The organism is Pseudomonas sp. Pseusp10 (assembly GCF_059492225.1).
This window is the reverse complement of sequence record NZ_CP168528.1, coordinates 5,683,085-5,706,460: the sequence shown is the minus strand read 5'-3', so window position 1 is coordinate 5,706,460 and position 23,376 is coordinate 5,683,085. Positions and strand designations below refer to the sequence as shown.

At 63.9% G+C, this 23,376-nt stretch carries 14 protein-coding genes; 7 read left to right on the top strand and 7 right to left on the bottom strand.

Annotated elements, in window-relative coordinates; translation table 11 throughout:
* Positions 1-40: 40 nt before the first annotated feature.
* Positions 41-1,564, bottom strand: a complete 1,524-nt coding sequence (locus ACEN8Z_RS25980) for a fumarate hydratase (RefSeq protein ID WP_007986121.1) — start codon at positions 1,562-1,564, stop codon at positions 41-43.
* 426 nt (positions 1,565-1,990) lie between these two features.
* Between ACEN8Z_RS25980 and ACEN8Z_RS25975 the strand changes: the two genes are divergently transcribed.
* The 3 genes from ACEN8Z_RS25975 to ACEN8Z_RS25965 are packed head-to-tail and all read left to right on the top strand — an operon-like array spanning position 1,991 to position 4,804.
* On the top strand, positions 1,991-3,097 hold the full coding sequence (locus ACEN8Z_RS25975; RefSeq protein WP_495596104.1) for a GGDEF domain-containing protein: 1,107 nt from the start codon (positions 1,991-1,993) through the stop codon (positions 3,095-3,097).
* Positions 3,090-4,025 (top strand): iron-sulfur-binding ferredoxin reductase, encoded by a 936-nt coding sequence (locus ACEN8Z_RS25970; protein WP_495596103.1) that lies wholly within the window; start codon positions 3,090-3,092, stop codon positions 4,023-4,025. Before ACEN8Z_RS25975 ends, ACEN8Z_RS25970 begins: the two co-directional genes overlap by 8 nt.
* A 29-nt stretch (positions 4,026-4,054) precedes the next feature.
* Positions 4,055-4,804 carry an enoyl-CoA hydratase-related protein gene (locus tag ACEN8Z_RS25965; protein ID WP_495596102.1) on the top strand — a complete coding sequence of 250 codons (750 nt, stop codon included), beginning with the start codon at positions 4,055-4,057 and terminating at the stop codon, positions 4,802-4,804.
* 209 nt (positions 4,805-5,013) lie between these two features.
* Here the strand turns inward: ACEN8Z_RS25965 and pyk are convergent, their stop codons facing one another.
* Positions 5,014-6,465: a pyruvate kinase gene (gene pyk / locus ACEN8Z_RS25960; protein ID WP_495596101.1), complete on the bottom strand. Its 1,452-nt coding sequence runs from the start codon at positions 6,463-6,465 to the stop codon at positions 5,014-5,016.
* Positions 6,466-6,636: 171 nt separating this feature from the next.
* Between pyk and ACEN8Z_RS25955 the strand changes: the two genes are divergently transcribed.
* Positions 6,637-7,020 carry a tetratricopeptide repeat protein gene (locus ACEN8Z_RS25955; RefSeq protein ID WP_495596100.1) on the top strand — a complete coding sequence of 128 codons (384 nt, stop codon included), beginning with the start codon at positions 6,637-6,639 and terminating at the stop codon, positions 7,018-7,020.
* 233 nt (positions 7,021-7,253) lie between these two features.
* Complete coding sequence (locus ACEN8Z_RS25950) at positions 7,254-7,613, top strand: PilZ domain-containing protein (RefSeq protein WP_495596099.1); 360 nt, start codon at positions 7,254-7,256, stop codon at positions 7,611-7,613.
* 37 nt (positions 7,614-7,650) lie between these two features.
* Here the strand turns inward: ACEN8Z_RS25950 and ACEN8Z_RS25945 are convergent, their stop codons facing one another.
* From ACEN8Z_RS25945 to ACEN8Z_RS25935, 3 genes are all read right to left on the bottom strand, one after another.
* A complete protein-coding gene (locus ACEN8Z_RS25945) occupies positions 7,651-8,979 on the bottom strand; it encodes a DUF58 domain-containing protein (RefSeq protein WP_495596098.1) in 1,329 nt (442 codons plus the stop codon).
* Positions 8,976-9,977, bottom strand: coding sequence for an AAA family ATPase (locus ACEN8Z_RS25940; RefSeq protein ID WP_495596097.1), 1,002 nt, complete (start codon positions 9,975-9,977; stop codon positions 8,976-8,978). Before ACEN8Z_RS25940 ends, ACEN8Z_RS25945 begins: the two co-directional genes overlap by 4 nt.
* A gap of 265 nt (positions 9,978-10,242) precedes the next feature.
* Complete coding sequence (locus ACEN8Z_RS25935) at positions 10,243-10,845, bottom strand: class I SAM-dependent methyltransferase (RefSeq protein WP_007978448.1); 603 nt, start codon at positions 10,843-10,845, stop codon at positions 10,243-10,245.
* A 398-nt stretch (positions 10,846-11,243) separates the two neighbouring features.
* On the opposite strand from ACEN8Z_RS25935, the gene ACEN8Z_RS25930 reads away from it, so the two are divergent.
* Positions 11,244-18,665, top strand: a complete 7,422-nt coding sequence (locus ACEN8Z_RS25930) for an SPM autocatalytic domain-containing protein (protein ID WP_495596096.1) — start codon at positions 11,244-11,246, stop codon at positions 18,663-18,665.
* 82 nt (positions 18,666-18,747) lie between these two features.
* Positions 18,748-20,583 carry an O-linked N-acetylglucosamine transferase, SPINDLY family protein gene (locus ACEN8Z_RS25925; protein ID WP_495596095.1) on the top strand — a complete coding sequence of 612 codons (1,836 nt, stop codon included), beginning with the start codon at positions 18,748-18,750 and terminating at the stop codon, positions 20,581-20,583.
* 133 nt (positions 20,584-20,716) lie between these two features.
* Here the strand turns inward: ACEN8Z_RS25925 and ACEN8Z_RS25920 are convergent, their stop codons facing one another.
* Positions 20,717-22,045, bottom strand: a complete 1,329-nt coding sequence (locus ACEN8Z_RS25920) for a TolC family outer membrane protein (RefSeq protein ID WP_495596094.1) — start codon at positions 22,043-22,045, stop codon at positions 20,717-20,719.
* Positions 22,042-23,376, bottom strand: a complete 1,335-nt coding sequence (locus ACEN8Z_RS25915) for an HlyD family type I secretion periplasmic adaptor subunit (RefSeq protein WP_495596093.1) — start codon at positions 23,374-23,376, stop codon at positions 22,042-22,044. Before ACEN8Z_RS25915 ends, ACEN8Z_RS25920 begins: the two co-directional genes overlap by 4 nt.

Genomic DNA, 23,376 nt, shown 5'->3' with positions numbered 1-23,376 from the left:
CGTCCAGACAGCGTGGCTTTTTCTATGACCGCTTAAGTGCTTATTGCACTTCCACCGCCAGGCTTTCACTGATCTTTTTCTGCCAGATGGCAGGACCGGTGATGTGTACGGACTCGCCCTTGCTGTCGACCGCAACGGTCACCGGCATGTCCTTGACCTCGAACTCGTAGATCGCTTCCATGCCCAGTTCGGCGAACGCCAGCACCTTGGACTTCTTGATCGCCTGGGCGACCAGGTAAGCGGCGCCGCCGACGGCCATCAGGTACACGGCCTTGCTGTCCTTGATCGCTTCGATCGCGGTCGGGCCGCGCTCGGACTTGCCGATCATGCCCAGCAGGCCAGTCTGCTCGAGGATCTGGCGGGTGAACTTGTCCATCCGCGTGGCGGTGGTAGGACCTGCCGGGCCAACCACTTCGTCACCGACCGGATCGACCGGGCCGACGTAGTAGATGAAGCGACCCTTGAGGTCCACCGGCAGGGTTTCGCCCTTGTTCAGCATCTCGACCATGCGCTTGTGCGCGGCGTCGCGACCGGTGAGCATCTTGCCGTTGAGCAGCACGGTTTCGCCCGGCTTCCAGCTCTGCACGTCTTCCGGGGTCAGGGTGTCGAGGTTGACGCGACGGGCCGACGGGCCGGCTTCCCAGACGATTTCCGGGTAGGCGTCCAGCGGTGGCGCTTCCAGCGAGGCCGGGCCGGAACCGTCGAGCACGAAGTGCGCGTGACGGGTGGCGGCGCAGTTCGGGATCATGCACACCGGCAGGGAGGCGGCGTGGGTCGGGTAGTCCATGATCTTCACGTCGAGCACGGTGGTCAGGCCACCGAGGCCCTGGGCGCCGATGCCCAGTTGGTTGACCTTCTCGAACAGCTCGAGGCGCATTTCTTCAATGCGGTTCTGCGGACCACGCGCTTTGAGCTCATGAATGTCGATGGATTCCATCAACACTTCCTTGGCCATGACAGCGGCTTTCTCGGCGGTGCCGCCGATGCCGATGCCGAGCATGCCCGGTGGGCACCAGCCGGCGCCCATGGTTGGCACGGTCTTCAGAACCCAGTCGACGATCGAGTCGGACGGGTTGAGCATGGCCATCTTCGACTTGTTCTCGGAGCCGCCGCCCTTGGCTGCCACGTCCACTTCCACGGTGTTACCCGGAACGATGGAGTAGTGGATCACGGCCGGGGTGTTGTCCTTGGTGTTCTTGCGAGCGCCCGCCGGGTCGGCGAGGATCGAAGCACGCAGGACGTTTTCCGGCAGGTTGTAGGCGCGACGTACGCCCTCGTTGATCATGTCGTCCAGGCCCATGGTGGCGCCATCCCAGCGCACGTCCATGCCCACGCGGACAAACACGGTGACGATGCCGGTGTCCTGGCAGATCGGACGGTGGCCGGTGGCGCACATGCGCGAGTTGATCAGGATTTGCGCCATGGAGTCACGGGCCGCTGGCGATTCTTCGCGCAGGTAGGCCTCGTGCATCGCCTGGATGAAATCCACGGGGTGGTAGTAGGAAATGAATTGCAGGGCGTCGGCAACGCTCTGAATCAGGTCGTCTTGCTTGATCACGGTCATGAGTCGCGCTCCTCTAAAAGACGGGAACATTCAATAAGGTGCTTGCAGCTTGGGTGCATCGGTCGGTTGCAAGCACCTTTCAAGGCACGCCGGGCATGCTGGCGCGACGCTAAAAAGGCGCGGCAGTATAGCGCGCCTCGCCCAAGGGCACACGCGCCGGTAGTCAATCGTTGGTCTTATAAGATGCATAAAACCCTGTAGGAGCTGGCTTGCCAGCGAAAGCGGTGGATCAGGCGACGACCGCACCGCCTGCGAGTACGCCATCGCTGGCAAGCCAGCTCCTGCAGGGGGGGATGACTCAAGCGATTGAGGTCACTTATCCACCCCGAAAATTGAATGGTCATTTATCGGCCACGCCACTAAAGTGACATACGGTCTGTAGAGTAGGACGCTCTGTCAGTCTCCTTTCATTTGGTGAGTCAACGATTGACCCAAAACGCCATCCAGCGCCTGTTGCTCAAACGTTTCACCCTTGCGGCCGGCACCTATGCCCTGGCCTTGCTCTTGCTTTGGCTGGCATTTTTCACTGGTCACTACGACGCGCCGCTTTCCAGCGTCGCCATCGGCAGTGCGCTGGTGGTGATCAGCCAGGCCACCCTGTTCGCGGTGTTTTACAGCGGCTGCAACCTGCGTTTCGCCGACCCCAGCCTGACCGAGGCACAAGTGTTGCTGGGGCTGGGCTGGCAAACCTGGCTGATCGCCCATCTGGACGAAGCCCGGGGTGCGTTTCTGGTGTTTTACGTCCTGATCCTGCTGTTTGGCCTGTTCCATTTGTCGCGCCGATCCTTTGTGCGTTGCGCGTTGCTGGTGTTTCTCAGTTTCATTGCGATCACGCTGTGGGAGGGTTACCACTTCCAGCTGCCCGACCCGGCCATGGCGGTGTTGCAGGTCTGCGTGCTGTTCATCGTGCTGGTGTGGCTGGTGCTGTATGCCCGCCATGTCCAGGCCTCGCGAAAGCGTATGCGCCAGCGGCGTTTTGCATTGCAGGCGCACCAGGACACTCTGCGGGGAATGATGCGCCAGCTTGAAGGCCTGGTGGCCACCGACGAGCTCACAGGCCTGTTCAATCGCCGGCATTTTCTGCGCCTGGCTTCCCGCGAGCTGAAGGCCATGGAGGCTGGTGTCGTGCATGGCCTGGCGCTGATCGACCTCGACCATTTCAAGCGCATCAACGACCTGCACGGTCATGCCGCAGGTGATCAGGTCCTGCAAGCCTTTGCCGGTGTTGCCACCGCGTGCCTGCGCGACGGTGATGTTCTGGCCCGCTACGGCGGCGAAGAGTTCGTGGTGCTGCTGCCCGATTGCGATGCCGACAGTTTGACTTCGTGCTGCGAGCGGCTGCGCATCGCGTTCACCGATGTCGAGTTGATCGGTCTGAATGTGCGCAACCTCAGCCTGTCCGCCGGCATGACCCTGCTGGAGTTGGGCGACGACCTCGATGGCGCCCTGCAACAGGCCGATCAGGCGCTCTATCGCGCCAAGCGTGACGGTCGTAACCGATGCGCGGCGGCGTGGGAGAACATCGATGCCTGAGCTGCGGGTTGGCGAGCGGCACTGGTCGGTGGCGACGGGCAGCAATCTGCTCGACGCGTTGAATCAGAACGGCGTTACGGTGCCATACAGTTGCCGCGCCGGCAGTTGCCATGCGTGCCTGGTGCAATGCGTGCGGGGCCTGCCGAGCGACAGCCGCCCCGATGCCCTGAGTGCACAGCAGCGTGAACAGGGCTGGCGCCTGGCGTGCCAGTGCCAGGTGGTCGAGGACTTGCAGGTGCACGCCTTCGACCCGCAAACCGATGGCCGACCGGCCGAAGTGGCTGCCGTCGATTGGCTGAGCACCACGGTGCTGCGCTTGCGGGTGATCCCGCAGCACTCATTGCGCTATAGCGCCGGCCAGCACCTGGTGTTGTGGGCGGGCAACGTGGCGCGGCCGTATTCCCTCGCCAGCTTGCCGCAGGAAGACCGTTTTCTGGAGTTCCATCTCGATTGCCGCAAGCCCGGGGAATTCAGCGATGCGGCGAGGCAATTGCGCATCGGCGATCCGATCCGTCTCGGTGAACTGCGCGGCGGTGCCTTGCATTACGATCCGGACTGGCACGCCCGGCCGTTGTGGTTGATGGCGGCCGGTACCGGGCTGGGGCCATTGTTTGGTGTGTTGCGCGAAGCGCTGCGTCAGGATCACCAGGGCGCCATTCGCGTCATTCACCTGGCCCATGATGCCGATGAACACTATCTGGCCAAACCACTGCAGGCCATGGCCGCCAGCCGTCCGAACCTGAGTGTCGAGCTGTGGACCCCGGCCGGGTTGCCAGCGGATTTGGCGCAACTGCGGCTTGTTTCCCGGCAAACCCTGGCCTTACTCTGCGGAGCCCCCGACAGTGTCGACGTCTTCGCCCGGCGCCTGTACCTGATGGGATTGCCGCGCAATCAACTGCTGGCCGATGTGTTCTTGCCCCGTGGTTGAGCGCTGACTTTTCAGACGCGAGACCTGCCATGACCGATGCCATCCAAGTTGAACGCGAACGCGGCCTGTTGACCCTGCGCCTGAATCGCCCGGACAAGAAAAATGCCCTGACCCGCGCCATGTACAGCCGCTTGGCCGAGGCGTTGAAACAGGCCGACGGCGACCCCGGGATCAACGCCGTGCTGATCACCGGTTCCGCCGAATGCTTCACCGCCGGCAACGATATCGCCGATTTCATCCAGCAACCGCCGAGCGGCCTCGACAGCCCGGTGTTCCAGTTCATGCTCAACTTGCTCGAATGCCGTAAACCGGTGGTCGCTGCCGTGGCGGGGGCGGCGGTGGGCATTGGTACGACGATGCTGCTGCATTGCGATCTGGTCTATGTCAGCCGTGATGCGCGGTTGCGCATGCCGTTCGTCAACCTTGGTTTGTGCCCTGAGTTCGGTTCCAGCCTGATCCTGCCGCGTTTGCTCGGGCAGGCTAAAGCGGCGGAGTTGTTGCTGCTGGGCGAGGGCTTCAGCGGTGAACAGGCGGCTGCGTGGGGCATTGCCAATGAAGCCTTGGGCAGTGGCGAAGAGGCCCTGGCCAAGGGGCGGGAGATGGCCTTGCGCTTTGAGTCGCTGCCGCCGGAAGCGGTGCGCATCAGCAAGCAATTGATGAGAGCGCCGGACCGGGAGCTGTTGCGCAATGCAATAGAAGAGGAGGGGGGGGTGTTCACCCAGCGGCTGCGTTCGCCGGAGGCGTTGGCGGCGCTGTCGGGGTTTATCAACAGGCATTGAAATTTGTGGTGGCTGGGCGGGCCCTATCGCGAGCAAGCTCGCTCCCACAATGGTCGGCGTTGTCAGCAAATCACTGGATCACCACAAATCCCTTGTAGGAGCGAGCTTGCTCGCGATGAGGCCGGCCTGTACAACACAACTATTGGATCAGAATGCAAAAAGCCCCGCCATTCACATGGCGGGGCTTTTGTTTTTCAGCAAGCGGTCACTCAGACCATCGGATCGCCAACGTGCAGGATCTTCATGCCGTTGGTGCCGCCGGTGGTGTGGTAGCTGTCGCCCTTGGTCAGGATGACCCAGTCGCCTTTCTCGACCACGCCGCGCTTGACCAGCTCGTCGATCGCCTTCTGGCTGACTTCGTTCGGCGCCAGCGAGGCTGGATCGAACGGGATGGTGTACACGCCACGGAACATCGCCGCGCGAGCCTGGGCTTCGCGGTGTGGGGTGAACGCGTAGATCGGCACCGAGGAACGGATACGCGACATGATCAGCGGGGTGTAGCCACTTTCGGTCAGGGCGATGATCGCCTTCACGCCCGGGAAGTGGTTGGCGGTGTACATGGTCGCCAGTGCGATGCTTTCGTCGCAGCGCTCGAACTCTTTGCCGATGCGGTGGCTGGAGGTCTTGCTGGTCGGGTGCTTTTCGGCTCCGACGCAGATACGCGCCATGGCCTGAACGGCTTCCAGCGGGTACAGGCCGGCAGCACTTTCGGCCGAGAGCATCACGGCGTCGGTGTAGTCGAGTACGGCGTTGGCTACGTCGGACACTTCGGCGCGGGTTGGCATCGGGTTCTGGATCATCGACTCCATCATCTGGGTCGCGACGATCACCGCCTTGTTGTGGCGGCGTGCATGCAGAATGATCTTCTTCTGGATGCCCACCAGTTCGGCGTCGCCGATTTCCACACCCAGGTCACCACGGGCAACCATCACAGCATCGGACGCCTTGATCAGGCCGTCGAGGGTTTCGTCATCGGCCACGGCTTCGGCGCGTTCGATCTTCGCCACCAGCCAGGCAGTGCCGCCGGCTTCGTCGCGCAGTTGACGGGCGTATTCCATGTCGGCGGCGTCACGCGGGAAGGATACCGCGAGGTAGTCGACTTCCATTTCCGCAGCGAGCTTGATGTCAGCCTTGTCTTTTTCAGTCAGGGCCGGAGCAGTCAGGCCGCCACCGCGACGGTTGATGCCTTTATGGTCGGACAGCGGGCCGCCGATGGTCACGGTGCAGTTCAGTTCGGTGGCGGTGGCGGTATCGACGCGCATCACTACGCGACCGTCGTCGAGCAGCAGCTCGTCGCCCACGCCGCAGTCCTTGACCAGGTCCGGGTAGTCGATGCCGACCACTTGCTGGTTGCCTTCGGTCAGAGGATGGCTGGTGGAGAAGGTGAACTGATCACCGATCTTCAGCTCGATCTTCTTGTTGGCGAATTTGGCGATACGGATTTTCGGGCCTTGCAGGTCACCCAGCAGGGCGACGAAGCGGCCGTGCTTGGCGGCAAGGTCACGCACCAGCTTCGCGCGAGCCTTGTGCTCGTCGGGGGTGCCGTGGGAGAAGTTCAGGCGGGCGACGTCCAGGCCAGCCAGAATCAGCTGTTCGAGAACTTCCGGCGAGTTACTGGCCGGGCCAAGGGTGGCGACGATTTTGGTACGACGGACGGACATGCAAAGACTCCTGAGTTCAAGCGCTGAGTGAGGCTACTATGCTCCGAAGTTGTAGTCATTGTTCGAATGCACTACTTATCGCTTTCTTTATTGAACCCCACAACTTTGCATCCGCAGCCTGAAGATTTCCGACCACGGGTCGATACAGGGTTCAAGACAGGAGATCCCCCCATGCGATTCGTGCTCATTGCCGCCCTAGCCATCAGCGCCCTCAGCGTCACGGGCTGCACCCGTTGGTCGATGAACCATCATTTGAACAATGCCTACAGCGCCTACGACCGGGGCAATTGCGAGCAGGTGATGCTTGAACTGTCCAAGGTCGAACGCGACAGCCGCGCGCGCCCTTACGTGTGGCCGGAAGTGTCGATGATGCGCGGCCTGTGCCTGGAGCGACAGAAGATGTTTATCGATGCGGCCAAGACCTATCAGTTCATCATGGCGTCCTATCCACAGAGCGAGTACGCCTACCGCGCCCATGCCCGCATTGAAACCCTGCAGAGCCTGGGCCACTATCCGACGCGCAGTGCAGCGGCCGTTAAACCGACGCAGTTCTGATGGCGGTAACCTTCTGATCGCTGGATCACCGGCGGTGGTGAGCTATAGTCCAGGGAACCGGCTTTAGAGCCTTGCCTCTGAACCGGGGCAACACCTGTGACCGGCACAAGCAGGACTCAGCGCTGTCAGGACTGGCGCACCGGGAGCGGGGAGAGCGGGCAAAGACTTGATGCGTACCCGTTCCGAAGCAGTAGTGCGGCTCTGCTTAAGGGCCTTGTATAGCGAAATTGCACATGTTTACCGACCGCCGAATCGAGCGGCATCAACTGCCGTCCTTCCTGAAAGTGTTCAACAGCATCACCGGCAAACCCATAGGCTATCTGGGCAATGTCTCCGAAGACGGGCTGATGCTGATCAGCCAGCTGCCGATGATGATCGGCGCGGACTTCAACCTGCGCCTGAAAATTCCCGCCAGCGAAGGTGGCCAGCGGATCATCGATCTGCAGGCCTGTTGCCTGTGGTGTCACGAAGACGCAACCCCTCACCACTATGACGCCGGCTTCAGCCTGCAACGGGCTCCTGCGGAATATCAGCAGTTGGTGGGGGCGCTGAAGCAGTATTTCAGTTTTCAGACGTTGCCGGCTTCGGCCTGAGATCATTGCAAAACCGGCTGTGAGTGATTGCTCAGGCTCAGAGTCCAGTTCTTTTCCAACCCAGGTACCGAGTCACCAACCTGGCCCCCAGCTCACCGGGCCGCGCATCCATCACCGGCACTCCATGGGCGTTCAAGCGTTCATGGAGTTCAGCGCGTGCATTCAGGTAATCCACGGTCCCGCAATAGGCCAGTGCCTCGGGCAAGGTCTGTACCGGTGTCTGGCGTAAAGTGTCGAGCACGTCTTCGCGCAGGCTTGCGACCAGCACTTGGTGCTGCTGGCTCAGGCGCTTGACCGCCGAGAGCAACTCATCGTCGTCCTCTTCGCGCAGGTTAGTCACCAGCACCACCAGTGCCCGGCGTTTTTGCCGTGCCAGCAGTTGCGTTGCGGCGGCCTGATAGTCGGCGCTGCGTTGGCTGCTGTTCAAGTCATAGACGGTGTTGAGCAAGGTGTTGAGATGGCTGGTGCCTTTTACCGGCGCAAGATAGCGCGGCCGTTCGTTGGCGAAGGTACTCAGGCCCACCGCGTCGCCCTGACGTAAGGCGACGTAGCTGAGCAGCAAACAGGCATTGAGTGCATGGTCGAAGTGCGACAGCTCATCGTCCTGGCTGCGCATGTGTCGACCGCAATCAAGCATGAAGATGATCTGCTGGTCGCGCTCGTCCTGATACTCCCGGGCAATCGGCGTGCGTTGACGGGCGGTGGCTTTCCAGTCGATCTGGCGCAGGCTGTCGCCCTCACGAAATTCGCGCAATTGATGGAATTCCAGGCCCAGGCCCCGTCGTTGCTTCTGGCGTACACCGAGCTGGCTGAGCCAGTTGTCCACAGCCAGCAACTGCCCTTCATAGAGGCGGGCGAAGTCGGGGTAGACGCGGGTGGCATCGGGCAGGTCGAGCAAGCGTCTGTCAGACCAGAGCCCCAAGGGACTTGGCAGGTTGATTTCGCAGTGTTCGAAGCTGAAGTGGCCACGCTTGAGCGGGCGCAGGCGATAACCGGCCAGGCTGTGCTGACCGGGTTGCAGTTCGACCGTCAGCGGCAGGTTTTCGAAGCTCAGGCCCGACGGTACGTGGTCGAAGACTTGTATGTTCAGCGCTTGTGTAAAATCGTGTTCGACAGTCAGTTGCACTTCGCTCCATCGACCCAGCGCCAGGCTGCCGGGCACCTGGCGTTTCAGCCGGGGCGAAGGCAGGCGCTTCACGCGAACAGCGTCCAGCAGGGCCAGGGCCAGCAGCGCCAGGAGCAACCCCCAGTTGATCGCCATGAGATTCGCCGGAACCGCGAACTCCAATGCCCGCAAAGTGCCCGATGCAATGCCGCAGGCCAGCAGGATCAACAGCCAGGCGAGCATCAGGCGCGAGGGTTTCACAGGCGCGGCGCAGGCACTTGGTCGAGCAACTGCTGGAGCACCTGATCGACGTCCAGCCCTTCGATGTCCAGTTCCGGCGCGATGCGCACACGATGGCGCAGCACGGCCAGGGCGCAACCCTTGATGTCATCCGGAATCACGAATTCGCCACCGCGCAGCAGCGCCCTGGCCCGGCCGCAACGCACCAGCGCGATGGAGGCACGCGGTCCGGCACCGAGGATCAGACCCGGCCAACTGCGTGTAGTGCGGGCCAGGCGCACAGCGTAATCGAGCACTTGATCGTCCAGTGGCAAGTCGCTGGCGATGCGTTGCAAGGCCAGCACGTCCTTGGCCTGCAACAGCGCACGCAGCGGTTGTACATCAAGCATGTCGGCCCGGGTCGAGCGGCTGACCTGACGCACCATGTTCAGCTCTTGCCCGGCGTCGGGATAATCCATGCGCACCTTGAGCATGAAGCGATCCAGCTCGGCTTCCGGCAGCGGGTAAGTGCCTTCCTGTTCGATCGGGTTTTGCGTGGCGAGCACCATGAACGGTTGCGCAATGGGCAATGGGCGGCCTTCGAGGGTGACTTGCCGCTCCTGCATGGCTTCGAGCAGCGCCGCCTGGGTTTTCGCCGGGGCACGGTTGATCTCGTCGGCCAGCAACAGATTGGTGAACAACGGGCCTTTGCGCAGTTTGAATTGCTCGGTCTGCAAGTCATACACCGCGTGCCCGGTGACGTCGCTGGGCATCAGGTCCGGAGTGAACTGGATGCGCGCGAACTCACCGCCGAAGCAACGGGCGAGGGCGCGTACCAGCAGGGTCTTGCCCAGGCCCGGTACACCCTCGATCAGCACATGGCCACCCGCGATCAGCGCCGTCAGGACGTCGTCGATCACACTGTCCTGACCGATCAATGCTTTTTGCAATTCAAGGCGTACGGCCTGGGCCAGGTGGCTGGCACGCTGACGTTGTTGAGCGGCATGGCTTGCTGCGTCGGGCTCGATCGGTTCACTCATTTTTTCCGGAACCCTGTTAACAGTTATGCGATTTCTTTTTTGGGGGGATGCCACCAAGGGCGATGTTTATCCGTTTGTGATTGTAGATTCAGATCCATCGCGCATCCCGGTAATGAAGTCGAATACGTACAACCTTTGGTGGCAGGCAGCAACATCCACCTGATTGCCGCCAAAGCCACCATGGCCTTTGATGGGGGGAGGGGCGCAGGCTGCCGGAACTGAGACGAGGCGGGCCCTGCATGCCAGGCCCGCGGTTCAGCAGGGTTCAGGCAGGGAAATGCTGGTTGGCGATCGCCACCACTTCCTGCTCGGAGATCGGCGCAAGTGCCGCCACCGCCCACAGGTCATAGGCCGGATGGGCACGCTGGATCGGCAGGACCATGTCGAAGCCGGCCGCTTGCAGGGAGCCGGTCAGGACCTTCTTGGTGAAGCCGCAGCGGTGCGCCATGAACACGTTGCCGTTGGCCATGGCCGGGCGATGGCCGTAGAGGATGTCAATGGGCGCGATCGGGCCGGCCGGCGAGAGGTAGGCCTCATCGGTCAGTTTGTCTTCGGCCACCAGGGCGCACACCGATTGCAGGTCCGGGCAGGTAATGATCACGAAGCCGCCAGGCTTGAGGACGCGCTTGAACTCCGCCAGGGCTACCGGCACTTCATGGGGATAGAGATGCTCGATGTTGTGGCTGGAGAACAGCGCATCCACCGAAGCGTCCTTGACCTGGGACATGTCGGTCATGGTGCCGACGATGTCCGGGTTGACACTCTCATCGATATCGAAGCGCAGTTCCTGCCACTGCTCCGAGGCGAAGCCCTTGGTCGTGCTGTTCTTGCTCTTTGGACCGCAACCTACATGGAGGAAGGTTTTCACAATCAGTTACTCGATCAAGGCCCTTGCCGGATGGCAAAAGGGGAAATGGGGGCATGTTCCGCTGGCCAATGCCTGCCAACGGATGCCCGCGCACACTAGGGGAAGTGCTGGGCAAGGGTCAAGGTCATGGCGGCACAAGGGTGTGCCCTTTGGTCGCTCGCAAGGAGTGGCGTAATCCACGAATAGTGGCTATATGATATCGTCGCTTTACTATCTGAGCCTATAAAACAAAGTTTTTTTATAACTGAAAATTTATAAAAGGCAAAAAGCCATCAAAAAACAGTCTTAATGTTTTTACCGAATGTGTCGCTATTGACACGAGGGCTACCAAATTTTCGCCCAAGGCTACGGCGACAACGCTGGCAGCGCCGTAAATGACCCCTATACAGGATGCGTCCATGAGCTTCATTTCTTCGTTGACCCCAGCGCAAGTCGCTGCCTTGAGTACAACCACCATTGCTGGGCTTGCGACCCAGGACATTGCTGCCTTGAGCACCGCTCAGATCGCCCAGATGACCGTTGCGCAGATCGCGGTCATCACCGCGTCGAACATTGCCGCATTTACGACCGTGCAGGTACCGGCACTGACGACCGCGCAGGTCGTAGCCCTGACCACCGCTCAGGTCACCGCACTGAAAACCACGCAGATCGCTGCGCTGACAACGACGCAAGTCGCTGCCTTCGAAACAGCGGATATCGCTGCGCTGCCTGTCGCCTCGCTCGTCAGCCTGACTACGGCCCAGACCGCCGCACTGACCACCGCACAGGTCGTGGCATTGACCTCCGCTCAGGTGGCCGGGCTGAAAACCACACAAGTCGCAGCGCTGACCACCACACAAGTGGCGGCCATCGAAACCGCTGACATCGCCGCGCTGTCCACCGCCAGCGTCGTGGCCCTGACCACTGCCCAGGTCGCTGCGCTGACCACGGCGCAGGTCGCGGCACTGAAGTCGACCCAGGTCGCGGCCCTGGAAACCGCCGATGTGGCCGCCTTGACCACGGCTCAAGTGGTGGCCCTGAGCACCGCCCAGGTGGCTGCGCTGACCACCGCGCAAGTGGCTGCATTGACCACCACGCAAGTGGCGGCCATGGAAACCGCTGACATCGCCGCCTTGCCAGCGACCAGCATCGCGGCCCTGACCACCGCGCAGACCGCTGCCCTGACCACCGCCCAAGTGGTGGCCTTGACCACTGCCCAGGTGGCCGCACTGAAACCGGCCCAAGTGGCTGCACTGACCACCACGCAAGTGGCGGCCATGCAGGCCGCCGATGTCGCTGCGCTGACCACCGCCAGCATCGTGGCCCTGACCACCGCTCAGGTGGCTGCGCTGACCACGGCCCAAGTCGCCGCGTTGACCCCGGCCCAGGTCGCGGCCATGGAAACCGCTGACGTGGTGGCACTCACTACCGCCCAGGTGGTGGCACTGACCACGGCCCAAGTCGCCGCGCTGACCACCGCTCAGGTGGCTGCCCTGACCACCACGCAAGTGGCGGCCATGGAAACCGCGGATATTGGTGCACTGACCACCGCCAGCGTCGTGGCCTTGACCACCGCTCAGGTGGCGGCGCTGACCACGGCCCAGGTGGCGGCACTGAAGGCGACCCAGATCAGCGCTCTGCAGACTGTCGATGTCGCCGCGCTGACCACTGCCCAGGTGGTGGCGTTGACCACGGCACAAGTCGCCGCGCTGACCACCGCCCAAGTGGCGGCATTGACCACCACGCAAGTGGCGGCCATCGAAACCGCTGACATCGCTGCCTTGCCGGCGACCAGCATCGCGGCCCTGACCACCGCGCAGACTGCTGCCTTGACCACCGCCCAGGTGGTGGCATTGACCACCGCCCAAGTGGCCGCGCTGAAACCGGCCCAAGTGGCGGCATTGACCACCACGCAAGTGGCGGCCATTGAAACTGCGGATATCGGCGCATTGACCACCGCCAGCGTCGTGGCCCTGACCACTGCCCAGGTGGCGGCGTTGACCACGGCCCAAGTGGCGGCCCTGAAGGCGACCCAGATCAGCGCCCTGGAAACCGCTGACGTGGCGGCACTCACCACCGCCCAGGTGGTGGCATTGACCACGGCACAAGTCGCAGCGCTGACCACCGCCCAAGTGGCTGCCCTGACCACCACGCAAGTGGCGGCCATTGAAACCGCTGACATCGCTGCCTTGCCAGCGGCCAGCGTCGCGGCCCTGACCACCGCGCAGACCGCAGCGCTGACCACCGCCCAGGTGGTGGCGTTGACCACCGCTCAGGTGGCCGCGCTGAAACCGGCCCAAGTGGCTGCTCTGACCACCACGCAAGTGGCGGCCATGCAGACCGCCGATGTCGCCGCGTTGACCACCGCCAGCGTTGTGGCCCTGACCACCGCCCAGGTCGCTGCGCTGACCACGGCACAAGTCGCCGCACTGACCCCGGCCCAGGTCGCGGCCATGGAAACCGCTGACGTGGCGGCACTCACTACCGCCCAGGTGGTGGCACTGACCACGGCCCAAGTCGCCGCGCTGACCACCGCCCAGGTGGCTGCCCTGACCACAACGCAAGTGGCGGCCATGGAAACCGCGGATATCGGCGCATTGACCACCGCCGGCGTCGTGGCCTTGACCACTGCCCAGGTCGCTGCGCTGACCACGGCGCAAGTGGCGGCACTGAAGGCGACCCAGGTCGCGGCCCTGGAAACCGCTGACGTGGCGGCACTCACTACCGCCCAGGTGGTGGCATTGACCACGGCACAAGTCGCTGCGTTGACCACCGCCCAAGTGGCTGCATTGACCACCACGCAAGTGGCGGCCATGGAAACCGCTGACATCGCTGCCTTGCCAGCGACCAGCATCGCGGCCCTGACCACCGCGCAGGCCGCTGCGCTGACCACCGCCCAGTTGGTGGCATTGACCACTGCCCAGGTGGCCGCGCTGAAACCGGCCCAAGTGGCTGCCCTGACCACCACGCAAGTGGCGGCCATGCAGGCCGCCGATGTCGCTGCGCTGACCACCGCCAGCGTCGTGGCCCTGACCACCGCCCAGGTGGCGGCGCTGACCACGGCCCAGGTCGCAGCACTGACCACGGCCCAGGTCGCGGCCATGGAAACCGCTGACGTGGCGGCACTCACTACCGCTCAGGTAGTGGCACTGACCACGGCACAAGTCGCAGCGTTGACCACCGCCCAGGTGGCTGCCCTGACCACCACGCAAGTGGCGGCCATGGAAACCGCGGATATTGGTGCACTGACCACCGCCAGCGTCGTGGCCTTGACCACCGCTCAGGTGGCGGCGCTGACCACGGCCCAGGTGGCGGCACTGAAGGCGACCCAGATCAGCGCTCTGCAGACTGTCGATGTCGCCGCGCTGACCACCGCCCAGGTGGTGGCACTGACCACGGCCCAAGTCGCCGCGCTGACCACCGCCCAGGTGGCTGCCCTGACCACCACGCAAGTGGCGGCCATCGAAACCGCTGACATCGCCGCATTGACCACCGCCAGCGTCGCGGCCCTGACCACCGCCCAGGTGGCTGCGCTGACCACTGCCCAGGTGGTGGCCTTGACCACCGCTCAGGTGGCCGCGCTGAAACCGGCTCAAGTGGCAGCCCTGACCACCACGCAAGTGGCGGCCATGGAAGTCGCGGATGTCGCCGCGCTGACCACCGCCAGCGTCGTGGCCCTGACCACCGCCCAGGTGGCGGCGCTGACCACGGCACAAGTCGCCGCGCTGACCACGGCCCAGATCGCGGCCATGGAAACCGCTGACGTGGCGGCACTCACTACCGCTCAGGTAGTGGCACTGACCACGGCACAAGTCGCCGCGTTGAAACCGGCGCAAGTGGCTGCCCTGACCACCACGCAAGTGGCGGCCATGGAAGTCGCGGATGTCGCCGCGCTGACCACCGCCAGCGTCGTGGCCCTGACCACCGCCCAGGTGGCGGCGTTGACCACGGCCCAAGTGGCGGCCCTGAAGGCGACCCAGATCAGCGCCCTGGAAACCGCTGACGTGGCGGCACTCACCACCGCCCAGGTGGTGGCACTGACCACGGCACAAGTCGCTGCGCTGACCACCGCCCAAGTGGCTGCGCTGACCACCACGCAAGTGGCGGCCATCGAAACCGCTGACATCGCCGCATTGACCACCGCCAGCATCGCGGCCCTGACTACCGCGCAGACCGCGGCCCTGACCACCGCTCAGGTGGTGGCCTTGACCACCGCCCAGGTGGCCGCGCTGAAACCGGCCCAAGTGGCTGCCCTGACCACCACGCAAGTGGCGGCCATGGAAACCGCGGATATCGGTGCATTGACCACTGCCAGTGTCGTGGCCCTGACCACCGCCCAGGTGGCGGCGTTGACCACGGCCCAGGTGGCGGCCCTGAAGGCGACCCAGGTCGCGGCCATGGAAACCGCTGACGTGGCGGCGCTCACCACCGCCCAGGTGGTGGCACTGAGCTCGGCCCAGGTCGCAGCGCTGACCACCGCGCAAGTGGCGGCATTGACCACCACGCAAGTGGCGGCCATCGAAACTGCGGATATCGGCGCGCTGACTTCTGCCCAACTGGTAGCGTTGACCACTGCCCAGGTCGCTGCCCTGACCACGGCCCAGGTGGCGGCCCTGAAGGCGACCCAGATCAGCGCTCTGGAAACCGCTGACGTGGCGGCACTCACCACCGCCCAGGTGGTGGCGTTGACCACGGCACAAGTCGCAGCGCTGACCACCGCGCAAGTGGCGGCATTGACCACCACGCAAGTGGCGGCCATCGAAACCGCTGACATCGCTGCCTTGCCGGCGACCAGCATCGCGGCCCTGACCACCGCGCAGACCGCTGCCCTGACCACCGCCCAAGTGGTGGCCTTGACCACCGCCCAGGTGGCCGCGCTGAAACCGGCCCAAGTGGCTGCCCTGACCACCACGCAAGTGGCGGCCATGGAAACCGCGGATATCGGTGCGCTGACCACCGCCAGCGTCGTGGCCCTGACCACCGCCCAGGTCGCTGCACTGACCACGGCGCAGGTCGCGGCACTGAAGTCGACCCAGGTCGCGGCTCTGGAAACCGCTGACGTGGCGGCGCTCACTACCGCCCAGGTGGTGGCGTTGACCACGGCACAAGTCGCCGCGCTGACCACCGCCCAAGTGGCTGCGCTGACCACCACGCAAGTGGCGGCCATGGAAACCGCTGACATCGCCGCATTGACCACCGCCAGCGTCGCGGCCCTGACCACCGCGCAGACCGCAGCGCTGACCACCGCCCAGGTGGTGGCCTTGACCACCGCTCAGGTGGCCGCGCTGAAACCGGCGCAAGTGGCTGCCCTGACCACCACGCAAGTGGCGGCCATGGAAGTCGCGGATGTCGCCGCGCTGACCACCGCCAGCGTCGTGGCCCTGACCACGGCCCAAGTGGCTGCGCTGACCACGGCCCAGGTCGCCGCGCTGACCACGGCCCAGATCGCGGCCATGGAAACCGCTGACGTGGCGGCACTCACTACCGCTCAGGTAGTGGCACTGACCACGGCACAAGTCGCCGCGTTGAAACCGGCGCAAGTGGCTGCCCTGACCACCACGCAAGTGGCGGCCATGGAAGTCGCGGATGTCGCCGCGCTGACCACCGCCAGCGTCGTGGCCCTGACCACCGCCCAGGTGGCGGCGTTGACCACGGCCCAAGTGGCGGCCCTGAAGGCGACCCAGATCAGCGCCCTGGAAACCGCTGACGTGGCGGCACTCACCACCGCCCAGGTGGTGGCACTGACCACGGCACAAGTCGCTGCGCTGACCACCGCCCAAGTGGCTGCGCTGACCACCACGCAAGTGGCGGCCATGGAAACCGCTGACATCGCCGCATTGACCACCGCCAGCATCGCGGCCCTGACTACCGCGCAGGCCGCGGCCCTGACCACCGCCCAGGTGGTGGCCTTGACCACTGCCCAGGTGGCGGCGCTGAAACCGGCCCAAGTGGCTGCCCTGACCACCACGCAAGTGGCGGCCATGGAAACCGCGGATATCGGAGCATTGACCACTGCCAGTGTCGTGGCCCTGACCACCGCCCAGGTGGCGGCGTTGACCACGGCCCAGGTGGCAGCGCTGAAGGCGACCCAGGTCGCGGCCATGGAAACCGCTGACGTGGCGGCTCTCACCACCGCCCAGGTGGTGGCACTGAGCACGGCCCAGGTCGCAGCGCTGACCACGGCGCAAGTGGCTGCATTGACCACCACGCAAGTGGCGGCCATCGAAACTGCGGATATCGGCGCGCTGACTTCTGCCCAACTGGTAGCGTTGACCACTGCCCAGGTCGCTGCCCTGACCACGGCCGAGGTGGCGGCCCTGAAGGCGACCCAGATCAGCGCTCTGCAGACTGTCGATGTCGCTGCGCTGACCACCGCCCAGGTGGTGGCGTTGACCACTGCCCAAGTGGCGGCCTTGACCACCGCGCAAGCGGCGGCCTTGACCACCACGCAGGTGGCGGCACTTGAAACCGCGGACATTGCCGCGCTGACAGTGAGCGACACTGCAAGCCTGACCACCGCGCAGACGGCTGCCCTGACCACCGCCCAGGTGGTGGCCCTGACCACCGCCCAGGTGGCGGCCCTGACCACCGCCCAGGTCGCAGCCCTGACCACCACGCAAGTGGCGGCCATGGAAACTGCGGATATCGGCGCGCTGACTTCAGCCCAACTGGTAGCGTTGACCACTGCCCAGGTCGCGGCCCTGACCACGGCGCAGATCGTGGCCCTCAAGCCGACCCAGATCAGCGCCCTGGAAACCGCCGATATAGCGGCACTGACCACCGCGCAGATCGTGGCGATCGAAACCACCGACATGGCGGCGTTGACCACGGCGCAAGTCGCGGCCCTGACCACGGCGCAAGCCGTAGTCCTGACCACGGCGCAACTGTCGCACCTGTCGATGACCCAGGTTGATTCGTTCACCACGGCGCAACTGCAGGCGATGAGCGCCACCCAGATCGACGCGCTGGCCCTGTCCACGCCGCTGGTCCTGGACCTCAACGGTGATGGCGTGCAGACCACCCACCTGAGCAACGGCGTCAAGTTCGACCTCAATGCCGACGGCCACAAGGAAGCCACCGGCTGGACCGCTGGCGGTGACGGCCTGCTGGCGCTCGACCTCAATGGCGATGGCCAGGTCAACGATGGCTCCGAGTTGTTCGGTTCCTCGTTCCGTCTGCCGGACGGTTCGTTGGCCAAGGACGGCTTCGAGGCCCTCGTCAGCCTGGACAGCAACCATGACGGCGCGGTCAACGGGGCGGACCAGCTGTTCGCGGCGCTGCAAGTCTGGGTCGATGCGAACAACGATGGCGTCAGTGAGAAGGGCGAGATGCACACCCTCAAGGAGCTGGGCATCACCCAGTTCAACCTGGATGTGGCCAAGACCGCCGAGCTCAACCATGGCAACCTGATCGGCCTCGACAGCAGCTACGAAACCAGCGATGGCCAGAGCCATACGATCGCCGACGTCTGGTTCCGCACCGACGCCAATGGCAATCAGTCCCTGGACCTGACCAAGCTGGATTCGCCGGCAGTCGAAGCCCACTCCCTGGGTGCAATCGATCTGGCGGCCGATGGTGGCAAGGCCAGCGTACTGACCGTCGATGCCGAGGCAGTCGCCAAGCTCGGCCAGGCTGGCCAGGTGGATGTGGCCAGCGGTGCCGCAGCACCGGTGCAGATGATCGTCAACGGTGACCACAACGACACGGTCAACATCACTGGCGACAGTGGCCAGTGGCAGGCGGCGGGGACCACCACGGTCGATGGCGCCAGCTACAACGTGTTCAACGACGGCGACGTCCAGTTGTTGGTCGCAACCGACGTGCAGACTTGGATTCACTGAGCTTCAGTGGTAAACCTTGACTGATCCGATACCGGGCTCGAAAGAGCTCGGTATTTTTTTATTGGAAGAGAACTTCGCGCAAATGCTTAGACAGAATCTTGAGAGCCCGAACCTCGATGTCGTGCTGGCCGCAGCCCTGCAGCTGGCCGAGGGTATCGCTCTGGAACCGATGAAGTTGCTCGAAACCGCAGACCGGCTCAATGGCGCGCAGCGCGTCAAAGATGTCGCGACGCTCTACCAGCGCTGGCTGCAGCACTGCCATTCGTCGGTCAATTACATTATCCAGTTCAACCTGGGGACCACGCTGTCGCAACTGGGGCAGATCGAGGCCGCAGAGGCAGCCTATCGCGCCGCCATTGCCCAGAACCCGGAATTCGCCCAGGCGTGGTTCAACCTGGGGACGCTGCTGGAGCGTCAGAACAAACCGCAGGAGGCCCTGGCCATCTGGCAGTCGATGCTCGATGACCGCATGGTCGACGCCACGCAAAGCCGCGAGCTGTACCTGATGACCTGCAACAACCTGGGCCGCCTGTTCGAGGAAACCCGGCAGTTGCAGAAATCCGAAGCCATCCTGCGCACCAGCCTGGAAGCCGACCCGAATCAACCCAAGGTGATTCAGCACTGGGTGCACCTGCGCCAGAAACAATGCGTGTGGCCGGTCTATGAGCCGCCGGCAGGCTTGACCCGTGGCGACCTGCTCAAGGCGTCCTCGCCCCTGGCACTGCTCGCCGGCAGCGATGACCCCGGCCTGCAACTGGCCGCCGCGGTGCACTTCGTCAAGGAACGGGTCAATGTACGGGTACCCGCCCTGGCTTCGGCCCAGGGCTATGGCCACCAGAAGTTGCGCATCGGCTTCCTGTCTTCGGACTTCTGCCTGCATGCGGTGTCGTTGCTGACGGTGGAGCTGTTCGAGCTGATCGATCGGCAGCGCTTCGAGGTGTACGGTTTTTGCTGGAGCCGCGAAGACGGCTCGGCCCTGCGCGAGCGGGTCAGGCAGGCCATGGATCACTTCGTGCGCATCGACGCCATGGATGACGCCGCTGCCGCGCAATGCATCCGCAACCATGAGATCGACATCCTCATCGACCTGCACGGGCTGACGTCCGGGGCCCGTCCGGACATTCCGGCATACCGCCCGGCTGCGGTGCAGATGACCTACCTGGGCTTTCCCGGGTCGACCGGCCTGCCGGGCATCGATTATGTGATCGCCGATCGCTACCTGATCCCCGACAGCGAGAAGGCGTACTACAGTGAAACACCGCTGTACCTGGCGCAGATCTACCAGTGCAGCGACCGCCAGCGACCCGTTGCGGCGTTGCCGACCCGCGCCGAGTGCGGCTTGCCGCAAGAGCGTTTCGTGTTTTGCTCGTTCAACAACAACTACAAGTTCAACGAAGAAGTGTTCGACTGCTGGATGCGTATCCTGCAGCGCGCCCCCGACAGTGTGTTGTGGCTGCTGGCCGACAACCAGTGGGCCCAGGAAAACCTCTGCGCCAGGGCCGAGGCGCATGGCGTGGATCCGGCACGCCTGCTGTTCGCCCCACGGGTTGCACCGGCGCAATACCTGGCCCGCTACAGTGCCGCGGATCTGTTCCTCGACGCGTATCCGTTCAACGCCGGGACCACGGCCAACGATGCCCTGTGGATGGGCCTGCCGGTACTGACCCGCTCAGGACGTACTTTTGCCTCGCGCATGGCCGGCAGCCTGCTGACTGCGCTGGACCTGCCGGAGCTGATCACCACCACGCTGGCCGAGTACGAAGAGCGTGCCGTCGAACTGGCGACCCGGGCGGACCTGTTGCCTGGCTTGCGCGAGCGTCTGGACCAGGGCCGCGAGCACTCGGCGCTGTTCGACACACCACGCTTCGTCAGGGATTTCGAGGACGCGATCAGCAGTGTGGCGCCTGGCCGGGTGTAGGAGCGAGCTCGCGATGGACCTGTAGGAGCGAGCTTGCTCGCGATGGACTTGAGAGCGCCGCGTTTAGTCAGTAAACACGCGTTATCGTTAACGACCATCGCGAGCAAGCTCGCTCCTACAGTTGATCAGTTGGTCAGAACAACCCCTGGACCTTTTCCAGCTCGTTGCGGGTCATCTGGCCGGTGCGGGTGTGCAGGTTGACATAGCTTTGCAGCATCGCCAGCTTGGTATCGAGCAGGTCACGCTTGGAGGAGAACAGGCGCTGTTGGGCGTCGAGGATGTCGACCGTCGAGCGCACGCCGGCCTCATAGCCTTTTTCCGCGGACTTCAGGGCGGTCTGGCTGGAGCGCACGGCCGTCACCAGGGCCTTGATCTTCTCGAAGCCCGCCACCACCCCCAGGTAGTTGAGCTCGAGGTCCTCGTTCATTTGCTGGAGCTGGACCTCATAGCCGGACCGGGCACTCTCCAGGGCAGCGCGGGCTTTTTCGGAAGAAGCGCTGACCCCGCCGCCCTGGTACAGCGGGATATCGATGACGACGCCCACGTAGTATGTCGACTGGCGCTGGGTCGTTTCGTTGATGTCGCTCTGGTCGACCCGCGCCAGCCGGCCGCTCAGCGCCACGGTCGGGTAGTGCCCGGCCTTCTGCTGCTTGAGGTTGGCTTCGGCCACTTTGATCGAAGCACGGCTGATGCCCAGTGCAGACGCGGCCTGGTCGGCCTTGATCAGCCAATAGTCGAGGTCCTGCTCGGGGGCAAGCAAGGCGCCGGCCGGTGCCTGCTCCTGCATCTGCGGGATCTCGCTGACGGTAATCCCGGCGCGACCCGCCAGCTTGCGCAGGGCCGCACGATGCTGGGCCTGCAACTGGATTTCCTGGGCGCGGATAGAATCGAGCCGGGCTTGCGCTTCTTCAAGGTCGGTGATGCTGCCTTCACCGGCTTCGAACAGGCGCCGGGATTGCTTGGCCAGTTCTTCGACCGAGGCTTTCTGCTGGGTCGTCAGCTTGAGCTCGTTTTCCACCTGGGCGAGATCGAAATAGGCCTGCACCACGCGATCGAACAGCTGCTGGTCGGCGCCTTCGTGCTGGACTTCGCCCAACTGCCCGCGCGCCTTGGCCTGCTCGTAGGAGGCCCAGCGGCCTTTGTCGAACAGCGGCTGGATGACCGACAGAGCAATGCTGTCGGAAGCGTATTGATCCTCCTGGCTATTGGCCCGGGACTGTTTTTCGAACTGGCCGCCCTGGCCGTAGCGTGAGTTGATGGCGACCTGCGGCAGCAAGCCGCTGCGGCCGATAGCCTCTTCCTGGCGCGATGCCTCGAAGTCATGATTGGCAACCTGGTAGGTCGCATCGTTGAGTCGCGAGGCGTCGTAGAGGGCGACCAGTGACAACGGCGCTTCAGCCGCCAGCAGCCGGCACGAGCAAAACACGGAGAGTAGCAAGGCGATGCGTACGGACACGGTCATTCTTCCTTGAAAGCGCCGGCCATACGTTCGGTCACCGGCTGCATCAAGTAGTTGGCAAGGGTGCGTTCGCCGGTCTTGACCAGTACTTCGGCCTGCATGCCTGGCTTGACATCCAGGCCCAGCTCGCGCAGATGGATGATCGCCTCGGGGCTGACCGAAACCTCCACCGAAAAGTAGGGCGAACCGGTGTGTTCGTCGATCAACTGGTCGGCCGACACCGTGAGCACCTTGCCGACGATCACCGGGGTGTGGACCCGTTGCAACGAACCGAAACGCAGATCGACCGGCAGCTCCGGTTTGAGCCGGTCAGCCATCATCGGCGGGAATTGCGCCTTGACCACCCAACTGGAGCCTTGCGGGACAATGTCCATCAGGCGCTGGCCCGCGGGTGCGACGCCGCCGACGGTGTGTACGGTCATGCCCATCACCTGGCCGGTGACGGGCGCGACGATGGCGGCGCTGTTGACTTCGAATTCCAACGACTTGATCTGGTCGATCAGGCTCGAGGTCTGAGCCACGACCTGGGTCAATTGCGACTCGGCGTCGCTGCGAAAGACCTGCCCCTGTTGCAGCGCCTTGAGCTCGCTTTCATTGATCGCCTGGCGCGTGCGGCCGATATCGGAAACGCTCGAAGCCAATTGGGCGCCCAGCTGCGCCGCACTGCTTTCCGCTTCGAACAGCCGGTTGCGTGGCAGATAACCTTCACGGGCCAGTTCCCGCAGCCCCTTGAGCGCCTGCTCCTGGAATTGCAGCTGTACGGCGTGGTTGCGCTTGATCTCTTCGAAGCCCTGGAGCTGTTCTTTGAGCGAGGCTATTTCGTGCCGGCTGATTTGCATGCGGCTGGCCAGTTCGGCACGGCGGGTGGCGAACAGATAGCCTTGCAGCTCCATCGCCGCGACGGCGCGCGGGTCACTGGCGCGGGCCAGCAATGCCTCGGACCACTGCACTGTGTCGCGGTTCAGGCGTTCGGCCGTCAGCCGATCCTCGACCGCGCGGGCGCCGAGCCACTGGCCCAGGGCGACATCCAGTTGCGACTTGGCCTGGACGGTATTGAGCTGCATCACCACTTGCCCCTGCTGCACCTGGTCGCCTTCACGTACCAGGATGTTGTCGATCGTGCCGCCATTGCGCGACTGCACGGTCTTGCGCTCGCCGGAAACCACCACTGTGCCGCTACCGACCACGCCGCGGTCAAGCGGCGCCAGGCAGGCCCAGAGCAGGAACCCGCCGAGGCTCAGGAGCAAAAACCACACGCCGATCCTGGCAATGCCCGCGGCATCCGCATCGGGCTTGTTCTCGGGGGTCGAAATGTCGCTCGAACTGGGTTGCAT

What these genes read in the sequence shown, in the direction of transcription:
- ACEN8Z_RS25980 (WP_007986121.1), bottom strand. Translation starts at nt 1,564, where the DNA reads ATGACCGTGATCAAGCAAGACGACCTGATTCAGAGCGTTGCCGACGCC.
- ACEN8Z_RS25970 (WP_495596103.1), top strand. Translation starts at nt 3,090, where the DNA reads ATGCCTGAGCTGCGGGTTGGCGAGCGGCACTGGTCGGTGGCGACGGGC.
- ACEN8Z_RS25965 (WP_495596102.1), top strand. Translation starts at nt 4,055, where the DNA reads ATGACCGATGCCATCCAAGTTGAACGCGAACGCGGCCTGTTGACCCTG.
- pyk (WP_495596101.1), bottom strand. Translation starts at nt 6,465, where the DNA reads ATGTCCGTCCGTCGTACCAAAATCGTCGCCACCCTTGGCCCGGCCAGT.
- ACEN8Z_RS25955 (WP_495596100.1), top strand. Translation starts at nt 6,637, where the DNA reads ATGCGATTCGTGCTCATTGCCGCCCTAGCCATCAGCGCCCTCAGCGTC.
- ACEN8Z_RS25950 (WP_495596099.1), top strand. Translation starts at nt 7,254, where the DNA reads ATGTTTACCGACCGCCGAATCGAGCGGCATCAACTGCCGTCCTTCCTG.
- ACEN8Z_RS25940 (WP_495596097.1), bottom strand. Translation starts at nt 9,977, where the DNA reads ATGAGTGAACCGATCGAGCCCGACGCAGCAAGCCATGCCGCTCAACAA.
- ACEN8Z_RS25930 (WP_495596096.1), top strand. Translation starts at nt 11,244, where the DNA reads ATGAGCTTCATTTCTTCGTTGACCCCAGCGCAAGTCGCTGCCTTGAGT.
- ACEN8Z_RS25925 (WP_495596095.1), top strand. Translation starts at nt 18,748, where the DNA reads ATGCTTAGACAGAATCTTGAGAGCCCGAACCTCGATGTCGTGCTGGCC.
- ACEN8Z_RS25920 (WP_495596094.1), bottom strand. Translation starts at nt 22,045, where the DNA reads ATGACCGTGTCCGTACGCATCGCCTTGCTACTCTCCGTGTTTTGCTCG.
- ACEN8Z_RS25915 (WP_495596093.1), bottom strand. Translation starts at nt 23,376, where the DNA reads ATGCAACCCAGTTCGAGCGACATTTCGACCCCCGAGAACAAGCCCGAT.